This is a genomic window from Bradyrhizobium cosmicum, assembly GCF_032290525.1.
Taxonomy (GTDB): domain Bacteria; phylum Pseudomonadota; class Alphaproteobacteria; order Rhizobiales; family Xanthobacteraceae; genus Bradyrhizobium; species Bradyrhizobium cosmicum_A.
This window is the reverse complement of record NZ_JASXTA010000023.1, coordinates 1-12,533: the sequence shown is the minus strand read 5'-3', so window position 1 is coordinate 12,533 and position 12,533 is coordinate 1. Positions and strand designations below refer to the sequence as shown.

The window sequence follows — 12,533 nt, the reverse complement described above, 5'->3', positions numbered from 1 at the left end:
ACCCTTCTTATTGGCATCGCTTTTAACATCGCTACGAGACCGCACAAGCACACGTCACTGTTGCGCAACGCCCTCAGGTTGTTCCATGCTGTGCCTGCAAGGAGACGCCGTGGACGCCATCAATCCCAGCATGGAGCTGACCGAGGCTGACCGGATCGACCGGCTGCGGCTGATCCGCTCCGACAATGTCGGGCCGCGCACGTTTCGGTCGCTGGTCGATCATTTCGGCAGCCCGCGCGCCGCGCTGGAGCGGCTGCCCGATCTGGCGCGCCGCGGCGGTGCACAGCGATCGGGGCGCATCTGCAGCGCGGATGAAGCGAAGGCGGAGCTCGCCGCGAGCCGCAGGTCCGGCATCGCCTGGCGCGCGCCCGGCGAAGACGGCTATCCGGCACGGCTGGCGATGATCGACGATGCGCCGCCGCTGCTCGCCGTGCGTGGCGACACCAAAACCCTGATGCGGCCGATGATCGCCATCGTCGGCTCGCGCAACGCCTCCGGAGCCGGGCTGAAATTTGCCGGCCAGCTCGCCCGCGAACTCGGCGAAGCCGGCTTCATCGTCATCTCCGGGCTCGCACGCGGCGTCGACCAGGCCGCGCATCGCGCCAGCGTCGCAAGCGGCACGGTTGCCGTGCTCGCCGGCGGGCATGACTGCATCTATCCGCCCGAGCATGGCGATCTGCTCGCCTCGATCCTCGATCAGCAAGGCGCGGCGATCTCCGAGATGCCGCTCGGCCATGAGCCGCGCGCCCGCGATTTTCCCCGCCGCAACCGGCTGATCTCGGGCGCCGCGCTCGGCGTCGTCGTGGTGGAGGCGGCGCACCGCTCCGGCTCGCTGATCACCGCGCGCATGGCCGCCGAACAGGGCCGCGAGGTGTTCGCGGTGCCGGGCTCACCGCTCGACCCGCGCGCCGCAGGCACGAACGATCTCATCAAGCAGGGCGCAACGCTCGTCACGGAAGCATCCGACATCATCAACGCGGTCGCGCCGATCATGGAGCGGCCGCCGATGCACACCGCAGGCGAGCCCGACAGCGAGCCGTTCGAGAGCGATCCGCAAGGGCACGACCGCGACCAGATCACCGGCCTGCTCGGCCCCGTCCCAATCTCGATCGACGACCTCGTGCGGATGCGCCTCGCCCGCGATCGTGCGCACCGTCCTGCTGGAGCTGGAGCTTGCCGGCCGGCTTGAACGCCACGGCGGTGGACTGGTGTCGCTGCTTTAGCCGTCGTTACGCTGATCGAATTGCGTTCGTGCAGCCTCGATCTGAGGCAGATGCGCCATCGCCCATTTGCCGAGTGCCTCGACCGGCTGCGACAGCCCGCGGCCGAGATCGGTCAGCTCATAGTCCACGCGCGGCGGGATGGTCGGGAAGATCGTGCGGGTGACGAGGCCGTCGCGCTCCAGCCCGCGCAACGTCAGGGTCAGCATCCGCTGCGAGATGCCGTTGATCATGCGCTTCAGCTCATTGAAGCGCTTGGGTCCGTCGCCGAGCATCATGATCACGAACACGCTCCATTTGTCGCCGACGCGGGACAGCACGGATGCGACCCCGCGGCAGTCCGCATGATCAGGATCGGGCTTGGCCGCGGCAGGCAAATCGGTGTGCGTCGGTGTCAGGGATGTGTCCATGGCTCAAAAAGGTGCGTTCTTGCGGGGTTTTCGATAGTCACTCATGTAGCTCTGGTTACAAACTTATACCAGGGTGATCCCAAATGAAACTGCTCCATATCGATTCCAGCGTCCTCGGCCCCCACTCCGTCTCCCGGCAGGTCTCCGCCGCCATCGTCGACCGGCTGCGCCAAGCGACACCGTCGCTCGACATCGCCTATCGCGATCTGACCCAGACCCCGCTCGCCCATCTCTCCGGATCCCACCTCGCCGCCGCGCAAGGCGCGCCAGCGCCGGCGGAACTCGGTCCCGATCTGGCCGCGAGCGCGGCCGTGCTCGACGAGTTCCTCGACGCCGATATCGTCGTGATCGGCGCACCCATGTACAATTTCACCATTCCGAGCCAGCTCAAGGCCTGGATCGACCGCGTCCTGGTGGCGGGGAAGACGTTCAAATATGACGCGAACGGACCGCAGGGCCTTGCCGGCGGCAAGCGCGTGATCGTCGCGATCTCGCGCGGCGGGCATTATGGCGCAGGCACGCCGGCCGCTTCGCTGGAGCATCTCGAAACATACTTGCGCGGTGTGCTTGCGTTCATGGGTATCACGAGCCCCGAATTCATCGTCGCCGACGGCATCCAGGTCGGACCGGAGCATCGCGAGAAGGCGCTGGCCGGCGCGCTTCAGGCCGCTACCAGCCTGCGCGCAGCGTAAGGCTCACGGGTACGACAGCCGCTGCCGGAGATCGGCGGCGGCTGACAGATCGAGCGAGCTCGAACCACGCGCCCTGCATATCGAGGATGACGGCAGCGCGTGCGAAGGTTCAACGCATATCCAAGGCCTCAGGAAATACATCTCGCAAAGCGTGGAAACCGGCCGGCGCAACCGCGCCGACCGATTCAATTTTCACTTCACGTGATCAGCCGCGATAGATCGGCGCGCCGCTCGGCGAAGCCACTGCGCCGCCGTCGACGAAGATCTCCTGGCCCTGAATGTGCGCGGCATCGTCGGAGGCGAGGAACAGCACGGTCTTCGCAATGTGATCCGGTTCGCCCATGCGCCCGAGCGGCGTCGTCAGCGCAATGCGCTTCTCGAACGCCTTCTCGGCTTCCGGCGTTGCGGTCGCCGCGCCCCAGATCGGCGTGCGGATCGCGCCCGGCGCAACGACGTTGACGCGGATGCCGCGCGGCGACAGTTCTGAAGCCATGATCCGCGCCATCGCGCGCACGCCGGCTTTCGCGGCACCGTAAGCCGAGTACCCGGGAATGCCGAGCACCGAGATCACCGAGCCGTTGAGGATGATCGAGGCGTTGTCGTTCAGATAGGGCAGCGCCGACTGAACGGTGAAGAACACGCTGGTGAGGTTCGTGCTGATCACCTTCTGGAAGACCTCGAGCGTCGCTGAACCCAGCGGCGTGCCGCCGGCGATCCCGGCATTGGCGAACACGATGTCGAGCTTGCCGAAATTTTCGGCGCCCTTCTTGATCGCAGCTTCGGTGGCGGCGATGTCGGTGGCATCGGCAACCAGCGCGATTGCGTTCGGCCCGAGTTCCTTCGCCACCGCCTCCAGCGTCTCCCTGTTGCGTCCGGTGATGATCACCTTCGCGCCCTCGGCCACGAACAGCTTCGCGGTCGCCAGGCCAATGCCGCTATTGCCGCCCGTAATGAGTGCCGTCTTGTTCTTCAGTCTCACGTTTGCCTCCAGTTGTTGCATCATAAAACCAGGTTGCCATCTAGGGCATATGGTTTTATGATGCAACCACACAAGGGCGTGATCGCCGCCGAGATCGTGCAAACGCGACAGGACCAGGACGATGGTGAAACGAACGAGCTTCGAGGGCGATGCCTGCCCGATTGCGCGATCGCTGGAAGCGATCGGCGACTGGTGGTCGCTGTTGATCATCCGCGAAGCGCTGTTCGGCCTGCGCCGCTTCGGCGAGTTTCAGACCAAGCTCGGCATGGCCAAGAACATTCTGTCGGTGCGCCTGCGCTCACTCGTGGACCACGGCATTCTGGCAACCGCCCCCGCCTCCGATGGCAGCGCCTACCAGGAATATGTGCTGACGCCGAAGGGCCGCGGCACCTTCCCGATTCTGGTCGCGCTCCGGCAATGGAGCGAGGAGTTCGACGATCGCCCGGAGGAGATCGCGACCATCTTGGTCGATCGCGCGAAAGGCCGGCCCGTGCGAAAGCTGGACCTGCGCGCAGAGGATGGACGATTGCTGACGCAAGCCGATACCACGCTGAAGCCGCGGCCGGCACAGCGGCGGCGGTCGGTGTGAGAGCGCTCCTCAAATCTTTGACTGTCATCCTGAGGTGCTCGTCCTGGCCTCGAAGGACGACGGCCCGGCTGCATCCCGGCCGCTCATCCTTCGAGGCTCCCGGCGCGATGCTTTGCATCGCGCCACTCGCGCCTCCAGCGACGAGCGCTACGCGCTCGCGCGGGGATGACGGGTCTGCTACTGGCCGGGTGCGCTCACGATAGCTTGCGCTTGCTCCGCAGCCGCAAATGTTCGTCGGCCTCCAGCTTGGTCATGCCCAGTAGATAATGCAGCACGTCGAGCTTGTGGCGCTCGGCGAGCTTGCGCAATGCCCCGACCTGCTCGGCGATGAAGGCGACGGCCTCATCGACGCCGCCCTCCCCCGGTTCCTCGTTGCGCGAGCCTCCCGGCGCACCTGATGCGGCGCGCGCCCGTTTCTTTCCTGGCTTTGTCACCAGACCCCACCCGAATCCATGCCCGGGGAAACTCTACGCTGACACCAGCCACAACTCCAAGGTGGTATTTCGCAACTTTCTCGATATGAAACTTTTCCCATTCCGGGGGCTTTCAACACCCCTCGATTTGACAGCGGGGGCCTCACCACCCATGTTCGGTTCGAAACGGCCGACCCGAATCTTCTCGAATTCGGCCTAAGATTTTCCCATAAGTTACTGGAACTACATGAATATCGTCATTGTGGAGTCGCCGGCGAAAGCCAAGACGATCAACAAGTATTTGGGCTCGTCCTACGAGGTTCTGGCCTCGTTCGGCCATGTCCGCGACTTGCCGGCGAAGAACGGTTCCGTCGATCCGGACGCCAATTTCAAGATGATCTGGGAGGTCGACCCCAAGGCGGCCGGCCGGCTCAACGACATCGCCAAGTCCCTGAAGAACGCTGACCGCCTGATTCTGGCGACCGACCCTGATCGCGAGGGCGAAGCCATCTCCTGGCACGTGCTGGAGGTGCTGAAAGAGAAGCGCGCGCTCAAGGACCAGAAGATCGAGCGCGTGGTGTTCAATGCCATCACCAAGCAGGCCGTCACGGATGCGATGAAGAATCCGCGCCAGATCGACGGCGCGCTGGTCGACGCCTACATGGCGCGCCGTGCCCTCGACTATCTGGTCGGCTTCACCCTCTCCCCCGTGCTGTGGCGCAAGCTGCCCGGCGCGCGCTCGGCCGGCCGTGTGCAGTCGGTGGCGCTGCGCCTCGTCTGCGACCGCGAGCTCGAGATCGAGAAGTTCGTCGCCCGCGAATACTGGTCGTTGATCGCGACCCTACTGACGCCGCGCGGCGACGCCTTCGAGGCCCGTCTCGTCGGTGCCGACGGCAAGAAGATCCAGCGGCTCGACATCGGCACCGGCGCGGAAGCCGAAGACTTCAAGAAGGCGCTGGAAGCAGCCGCCTACGCAGTGACCGCGGTCGATGCGAAGCCGGCGCGGCGCAATCCGCAGGCGCCCTTCACCACCTCGACGCTGCAGCAGGAAGCCAGCCGCAAATACGGCTTCGCGCCGGCGCACACGATGCGCATCGCCCAACGCCTTTACGAAGGCATCGACATCGGCGGCGAGACCACCGGACTCATTACTTATATGCGGACCGACGGCGTGCAGATCGATCCGTCGGCGATCACCCAGGCGCGCAAGGTGATCGGCGAGGATTACGGCAACGCCTACGTGCCGGATGCGCCCCGCCAGTACCAGGCCAAGGCCAAGAACGCCCAGGAAGCGCACGAAGCGATCCGCCCGACCGACATGTCGCGCCGCCCGGACAGCATGAGCCGCAAGCTCGATGCCGATCAGGCCAGACTCTATGAGCTGATCTGGAAGCGCACCATCGCCAGCCAGATGGAATCGGCCGAGCTGGAACGCACGACGGTCGACATCACGGCAAAGGTCGGCGGGCGCACGCTCGAGCTGCGCGCCACCGGCCAGGTCGTCAAGTTCGACGGTTTTCTCGCGCTCTACCAAGAAGGCCGCGACGACGAGGAGGACGAGGACTCCCGCCGCCTGCCCGCGATGAGCCCGAACGACGCCCTGAAGCGGCAGTCGCTCGCCGTCACCCAGCATTTCACCGAGCCGCCGCCGCGCTTCTCGGAAGCATCGCTCGTCAAGCGCATGGAAGAGCTCGGCATCGGCCGTCCCTCGACCTATGCCTCGATCCTCCAGGTCCTGAAGGACCGCGGCTACGTCAAGCTGGAGAAGAAGCGCCTGCACGGCGAGGACAAGGGCCGCGTCGTGGTCGCGTTCCTCGAAAGCTTCTTTGCCCGCTACGTTGAATACGACTTCACCGCCAATCTGGAAGAGCAGCTCGACCGCATCTCCAACAACGAGATCTCCTGGCAGCAGGTTCTGAAGGACTTTTGGACCGGCTTCATCGGTGCCGTCGACGAGATCAAGGATCTGCGCGTCGCCCAGGTGCTCGACGTGCTCGACGACATGCTGGGTCAGCACATCTATCCGCCGCGCACGGATGGCGGCGACATCAGGCAATGCCCGAGCTGCGGCAACGGCCGGCTCAACCTCAAGGCCGGCAAGTTCGGCGCCTTCGTCGGCTGCTCGAATTATCCGGAATGCCGCTACACCCGCCAGCTCGCCGCCGACGGCGAGGCGACGGCCGATCGTTCGCTCGGCCAGGACCCCGAGACCGGTCGCGATGTCTGGGTCAAGGCCGGCCGGTTCGGCCCCTACATCCAGCTCGGCGAGCAAAAGGATTATGCGGAAGGCGAGAAGCCGAAGCGCGCGGGCATCCCGAAGGGCACCTCGCCCGGCGATATCGAGCTCGATCTTGCGCTGAAACTGCTGTCGCTGCCGCGCGAGATCGGCAAGCATCCCGAGACTGGTCAGCCGATCACGGCGGGTCTCGGCCGCTTCGGGCCGTTCGTGAAGCACGAGAAGACCTATGCCAGCCTGGAGGCCGGCGACGAGGTGTTCGACATCGGCCTCAACCGCGCCGTCACGCTGATCGCGGAGAAGGTCGCGAAGGGCCCGAGCCGCCGCTTCGGTGCGGATCCCGGCAAGGCGATCGGCGACCATCCGACCCTCGGCACCGTCACGGTGAAGGGCGGCCGCTACGGCGCCTATGTCACGGCCGGCGGCGTCAACGCGACGATTCCGAGCGACATCGAGAAGGACGCCATCACGCTGCCTCAGGCGATCGCGCTGATCGACGAGCGCGCGGCCAAGGGCGGCGGCAAGAAGCCGAAGAAGGCGGCGAAGCCCGCCAAGGCCAAGAAAACTGCGGAGAAGGCTGCGGACGGCGATGGCGCCGCGCCAAAGCCGAAGAAGCCGGCCGCGAAGAAAGCCGCGGCCAAATCGAAAACCGAATCAACCAGCAAGGCGCGCGCAGCCGTGTCGTCGACCGCCAAGACTTCGGCAGTCAAGACGTCGCCGACCAAGGCGGCGGCCGCCAAAGCTCCGGCCAAGAAGAGTGCCGGCACGACTTAAGAGGTTAAGTGAAACGCAAGAATGACCGTGGCTTTCCCGACAGGAGCGCCATCGTCGCCTTCATCAAGGCAAATCATGGAAACGTCGGGACCCGCGAAATTGCGCGCGAGTTCGGCCTGAAGAACGCCGATCGCGTCGAGCTCAAGCGCATGCTGCGCGAGCTCGCCGACGATGGCACCATCAAGAAAAAACGCCACAAGATTTCCGAGCCGGACAGCCTGCCGTCGACGCTGGTCGCCGACATCACCGGCCGCGACGCCGACGGCGAGCTGATCGCCTGCCCCACCGAATGGGACGAGGTCGAAAGCGGCGAGCCGCCAAAGATCCTCATTGCAATGCCGCGCCGGCCGAAGCCTGGCACCGCAGCCGGAATCGGCGACCGCGCGCTGCTGCGCGTCGAGCCGACCAACGAGAGCGAAGGCCCGGCCTATCGCGGCCACATCATCAAGGTGTTCGACAAGGCCAAAAGCCGCATCCTCGGCGTGTTTCGTGAGCTACCCGAAGGCGGCGGGCGGCTGGTCCCAGTCGACAAGAAGTCCGCCGACCGCGAGCTGAACATCGCCGCGGCCGACGCACACGGCGCGAAGGACGGCGATCTCGTCAGTGTCGACATCATCCGCTCGCGCGCCTTTGGCCTGTCCTCCGGCCGCGTCAAGGAGAAGCTCGGCTCGGTCAAGTCGGAGAAGGCGATCAGCCTGATCGCGATCTACGCGCACGACATCCCCTTGCAATTCCGTCCCGCGGCCGAGCGTGAGGCCGAAGCGGCGGAGCCGGCGACCCTGAAGGGCCGCGAAGACTGGCGCGACGTCCCGCTTGTCACCATCGATCCGCCCGATGCCAAGGATCACGACGACGCGGTGCATGCGCAGCCGGATCCTGATCCCAACAACAGGGGCGGCTTCATCGTCGATGTCGCTATCGCCGATGTGAGCTTCTATGTGCGGCCGGGTACTGCGCTCGACCGCGACGCGCTCGATCGCGGCAACTCGGTCTATTTCCCCGACCGCGTCGTGCCGATGCTGCCCGAACGCATCTCCAACAATCTCTGCTCGCTGGTGCCAGGCGAGCTGCGCGGCGCGCTCGCGGTGCGGATGGTGATCGGCCCGGACGGGCGGAAACGCTCGCACACGTTCCACCGCGTCCTGATGCGCTCGGCCGCAAAGCTGAACTACGCACAAGCCCAAGCCGCGATCGACGGCCGGCCCGACGACACCACCGGCCCCCTGCTCGATCCGATCCTGAGGCCGCTCTACGCCGCCTATGCCTGCGTCAAGCGTGCCCGTGACGAGCGCGATCCGCTCAATCTCGATCTGCCCGAGCGCAAGATCCTGCTCAAGAGCGACGGCACGGTCGATCGCGTCATCGTGCCTGACAGGCTCGATGCGCATAAGCTGATCGAGGAGTTCATGATCCTCGCCAACGTCGCGGCGGCCGAGATGCTGGAAAAGAAGTCGCTGCCGCTGATCTACCGCGTGCATGACGAGCCGACGCTGGAGAAGGTCCACGCGCTCGCGGAGTTCTTGCAGACGCTCGACGTTCCCTTTGCCAAATCAGGTGCGCTACGCCCTGCGCTGTTCAACCGCGTGCTGGCCCAGCTCGAAGGCCACGATCACTTTCCGCTGGTCAGCGAGGTGGTGCTGCGCGCGCAGGCGCAGGCGGAATATTCATCGGAGAATTACGGTCATTTCGGCCTGAATTTGCGCCGCTACGCGCATTTCACCTCGCCGATCCGCCGCTACGCCGACCTCGTCGTGCACCGCGCCCTGGTCCGCGCGCTCGGCCTCGGCGAAGGCGCCCTGCCCGACAGCGAGACGCCGGAAACCTTAAGCGAAGTCGCAGCCCACATCTCGGTCACCGAGCGGCGCGCGATGAAGGCGGAGCGCGAGACCGTCGACCGCCTGATCGCGCATCATCTCGCCGACCGCATCGGTTCGACCTTCCAGGGCCGCGTCTCCGGCGTCACGCGCGCCGGCCTGTTCGTCAAGCTCACTGATACCGGCGCCGACGGATTGATCCCGATCCGATCCCTCGGCACGGAATATTTCAACTATGACGAGGGCCGCCACGCGCTGGTCGGCACCCGCAGCGGCACCATGCATCAGCTCGGTGACGTCGTCGACGTCCGTCTGATCGAGGCTGCGCCCGTCGCGGGCGCGCTGCGCTTCGAGCTGCTGTCGTCGGACAGTGAAACCGCGCCGCGGGGCCGCAGGCCATCCGGTCCGCAACGCCGCCCCTCGTTCAAGGCGCAGCCCGGCCGCAGCCCGGCGAAAAAACACAAGCCGTCGAAGCCAAAATCCGGCAAGGCAAAGAAGACCAAAGGCAACAACAAGGGAAAAGGTAAGGGGCAGAAGGGCAAGGCATGGTGACGACGAACACGGCCGCAAAAATCTGGACGCGCGAGAGCGGCCTCGTCGAGAAGCGCGACGTCTGGACAGCGATGAAGCGCGGCTTTCGCGGCCGCTGCCCGCGTTGCGGCGAGGGAAAGCTGTTTCGCGCCTTCCTGAAGACCGCGGACAATTGCTCGACATGCGGCCTCGACTTCACGCCGCACCGCGCCGACGATCTGCCGGCCTATCTCGTGATCGTCATCGTCGGCCACATCGTGGTGCCAGCCATTTTGTGGATCGAGACCAACTACACCACGCCGGTCTGGATCAGCTTCGCGGCCTATCTACCCTTCACCTTCGTCGCCTCGCTGGCGCTGCTCCAGCCGGTGAAGGGAGCCGTGGTCGGCTTGCAATGGGCTCTGCGCATGCACGGGTTTGACGAGAACCCGCCGGATGGTATTCCGCCGGTGTAAGGAAAATAAGCAAAAGTGGTTTGGTGAGGACATGACGGATACGGCGCAGGCGGAAAAAGCGAAGATCCACGAGGGCAAGGAAGCCGACCATCATCCCTATTTCCGCCCGAAGGATGCGGCGACGCTGATCCTGGTCGATCGCAGCGGCACAATCCCGAAAGTGCTGGTCGGCAAGCGCCACGACAAGGTGGTGTTCATGCCGGGAAAGTTCGTCTTCCCTGGCGGCCGTGTCGACAAGGATGATTATCGCGTGCCCTGTGCCGCGCCCATCACCGCGGAGCTGGAAGCCAATCTCGCCAAAGGCAGTCCGAAGACGCCGCCCTCGCGTGCAAAGTCGCTGGCGATCGCCGCGATCCGCGAGGCCTGCGAGGAGACCGGCCTCTGCCTCGGGCGCAAGACGGAGGGCAAGGTGCCCAAGCTCGACGGCCCCTGGAAGCCGTTTGCGGATGCCGGCCTGCTGCCCGACCCGTCCAGCCTGTTCCTGATCGCGCGTGCGATCACCCCGCCCGGCCGCGTCAAGCGGTTCGACACGCGCTTCTTCACGGCGGACGCTTCCGCGATCGCCCACAGCGTCGACGGCGTGATCCATGCCGATGCGGAGCTGGTCGAGCTGGTCTGGGTCGAGCTCGGCTCGAAGCCGCTCGCCGATCTGCATCCGATGACGCGCAACGTGCTCAACGAGCTCGACACCCGCCTTGCCACCGGCCCGCTCCGCCACGATGCGCCGGTGCCGTTCTTCCATTTCTACGGCGGCAGGATGCAGAAGGATATTTTGAGCTGATCAGCATCAGTTCTCTCCCGTCATTCCGGGGCGCGCGTAGCGCGAGCCCATTTATCAACCGTCTCTGCAGCCCGATGGATTTCCGCGCTCGCCCCCGGCGCGGCGCCCCGGGATGACGCGAACGTGCTGAGGACGCATCGAAAAACAAAATAATCTTCCCGCCTCCCCCGATGGCGGAGTTCCCGGGCGTGCCTATGTCTTCCCGAACGACACAAAGAACGGATACCGGGCGATGGCACAACGGCAACTCAAGCTTGGCGGTTTCATGCGCCCGATCAGCATCCACACCGCAGCCTGGCGCTATCCCGGGGCCTGGCCGGACGCCAATTTCAACTTCGGCCAGATCAAGAGGCTGATCCGGAAGCTCGAGGCCGGCAAGTTCGACGCCTTCTTCATGGCCGATCATCTCGCCGTGCTGAACATGCCGGTCAACGCGCTCAAGCGCAGCCACACCGTGACCTCGTTCGAGCCGTTCACGTTGCTGTCGGCGCTCTCGGCCGTGACCGAGCGGATCGGCCTGATCGCGACGGGCTCGACCACGTTCGACGAGCCCTATCACGTGGCGCGGCGCTTTGCTTCGCTCGACCATCTCAGCGGCGGCCGCGCCGGCTGGAATATCGTCACCACCTCGAACCCGGACGCGGCGCTCAACTTCGGTCTCGACGACCACATGGAGCACGCCGAGCGCTACAAGCGCGCCCGCGAGTTCTACGATGTCGTCACTGGCCTGTGGGATTCCTTCGCCGACGACGCTTTCGTGCGCGATGTTGAATCAGGCCTGTTCTTCGATCCCGCCAAGATGCATGTGCTCGACCACAAGGGCAAATACCTCAAGGTGCGCGGCCCCCTCAACATCGCGCGGCCCGTGCAGGGCTGGCCGGTGATCGTGCAGGCGGGCGCATCCGAAGATGGCAGGCAGCTCGCGGCCGAGACGGCGGAAGCCGTCTTCACCGGCGGCGGCAGCCTTGCCGACAGCCAAAAACTCTATGCCGACATCAAGGGCCGCATGGAAAAAGTCGGCCGCGACCCCGAACATCTCAAGATCCTCCCCGGCGCCTTCGTCGTGGTCGGCGACAGCGTCGATGAAGCCAAGGAGAAGCGCGCGCTGCTCGACAGCCGCGTGCATTACGACAGCGCCATTGCATCGCTCTCGGTCATCCTGGGCACCGATGCGTCAGGTTTCGATCCGGACGGGCCTCTCCCCGACATCCCCGAGACCAACGCCAGCAAGAGCGGCCGGCAGCGCATGGTCGACCTCGCCGCGCGCGAAAAACTCACCGTGCGCCAACTCGCCCAACGCGTCGGCGGCTATGGCGGGCTGTCCTTCGTCGGCACGGCCAAGAGCATCGCCGACCAGATGGAGGAATGGCTGGTCGGCCGTGGCTCCGATGGCTTCAACATCATGTTCCCGTTCCTGCCCGCCGGCCTCGACGATTTCGTCGACAAGGTCGTGCCGGAGCTGCAGCGGCGCGGGATTTTCCGCAAAGAATATGAAGGGGCCACTTTGAGGGAGAATCTGGGTTTGCCGCGGCCGAAAAACCGGTTCTTCGAGGCGTGATCTTCTAAAGCGGGATGAGTTTAGTCTGAATCGATTTGGGATTCCCAAATCAGTGTATTTCTGATTCACCATGCTGGCTGG

At 65.1% G+C, this 12,533-nt stretch carries 10 protein-coding genes and 1 pseudogene; 8 read left to right on the top strand and 3 right to left on the bottom strand.

Annotated features, from left to right (window positions below):
• Positions 1 to 85 precede the first annotated feature (85 nt).
• Positions 86 to 1,223: pseudogene (dprA, locus tag QSV46_RS31545) on the top strand (DNA-processing protein DprA).
• On the opposite strand, the gene QSV46_RS31540 reads toward dprA, so the two are convergent.
• Positions 1,220 to 1,630, bottom strand: a complete 411-nt coding sequence (locus tag QSV46_RS31540; protein ID WP_314960792.1) for a helix-turn-helix domain-containing protein — start codon at positions 1,628 to 1,630, stop codon at positions 1,220 to 1,222. The pseudogene dprA and the gene QSV46_RS31540 overlap by 4 nt on opposite strands.
• An 83-nt stretch (positions 1,631 to 1,713) precedes the next feature.
• On the opposite strand from QSV46_RS31540, the gene QSV46_RS31535 reads away from it, so the two are divergent.
• Positions 1,714 to 2,322: an FMN-dependent NADH-azoreductase gene (locus QSV46_RS31535; protein ID WP_314960791.1), complete on the top strand. Its 609-nt coding sequence runs from the start codon at positions 1,714 to 1,716 to the stop codon at positions 2,320 to 2,322.
• Between the two features lie 205 nt (positions 2,323 to 2,527).
• Here QSV46_RS31535 and QSV46_RS31530 read toward each other — a convergent pair whose 3' ends face one another.
• Complete coding sequence (locus tag QSV46_RS31530; protein WP_314960789.1) at positions 2,528 to 3,301, bottom strand: SDR family oxidoreductase; 774 nt, start codon at positions 3,299 to 3,301, stop codon at positions 2,528 to 2,530.
• A gap of 121 nt (positions 3,302 to 3,422) precedes the next feature.
• Here QSV46_RS31530 and QSV46_RS31525 point away from each other — a divergent pair, with 121 nt between their 5' ends.
• Complete coding sequence (locus QSV46_RS31525) at positions 3,423 to 3,890, top strand: helix-turn-helix domain-containing protein (protein WP_314960788.1); 468 nt, start codon at positions 3,423 to 3,425, stop codon at positions 3,888 to 3,890.
• Positions 3,891 to 4,084: 194 nt separating this feature from the next.
• Here the strand turns inward: QSV46_RS31525 and QSV46_RS31520 are convergent, their stop codons facing one another.
• The gene (locus QSV46_RS31520; protein ID WP_314960787.1) at positions 4,085 to 4,324 is read right to left on the bottom strand and encodes a hypothetical protein; all 240 of its coding nucleotides are present in this window, start codon (positions 4,322 to 4,324) and stop codon (positions 4,085 to 4,087) included.
• A 226-nt stretch (positions 4,325 to 4,550) separates the two neighbouring features.
• Between QSV46_RS31520 and topA the strand changes: the two genes are divergently transcribed.
• The 5 genes from topA to QSV46_RS31495 all read left to right on the top strand — a co-directional run bounded on the left by topA (position 4,551) and on the right by QSV46_RS31495 (position 12,452).
• Entirely contained in the window at positions 4,551 to 7,313 is a 2,763-nt protein-coding gene (gene topA / locus QSV46_RS31515; protein WP_314960785.1) for a type I DNA topoisomerase, read from the top strand.
• Between the two features lie 8 nt (positions 7,314 to 7,321).
• Positions 7,322 to 9,679 (top strand): ribonuclease R, encoded by a 2,358-nt coding sequence (rnr, locus tag QSV46_RS31510; protein WP_314960783.1) that lies wholly within the window; start codon positions 7,322 to 7,324, stop codon positions 9,677 to 9,679.
• Entirely contained in the window at positions 9,673 to 10,113 is a 441-nt protein-coding gene (locus tag QSV46_RS31505) for a DUF983 domain-containing protein (RefSeq protein WP_314960782.1), read from the top strand. The genes rnr and QSV46_RS31505 overlap by 7 nt, the downstream gene beginning before the upstream one ends.
• 31 nt (positions 10,114 to 10,144) lie before the next feature.
• Positions 10,145 to 10,894 (top strand): NUDIX hydrolase, encoded by a 750-nt coding sequence (locus QSV46_RS31500; protein WP_314960781.1) that lies wholly within the window; start codon positions 10,145 to 10,147, stop codon positions 10,892 to 10,894.
• Positions 10,895 to 11,126: 232 nt separating this feature from the next.
• Positions 11,127 to 12,452, top strand: coding sequence for an LLM class flavin-dependent oxidoreductase (locus QSV46_RS31495; protein WP_314960779.1), 1,326 nt, complete (start codon positions 11,127 to 11,129; stop codon positions 12,450 to 12,452).
• The last annotated feature ends 81 nt before the right edge of the window (positions 12,453 to 12,533 follow it).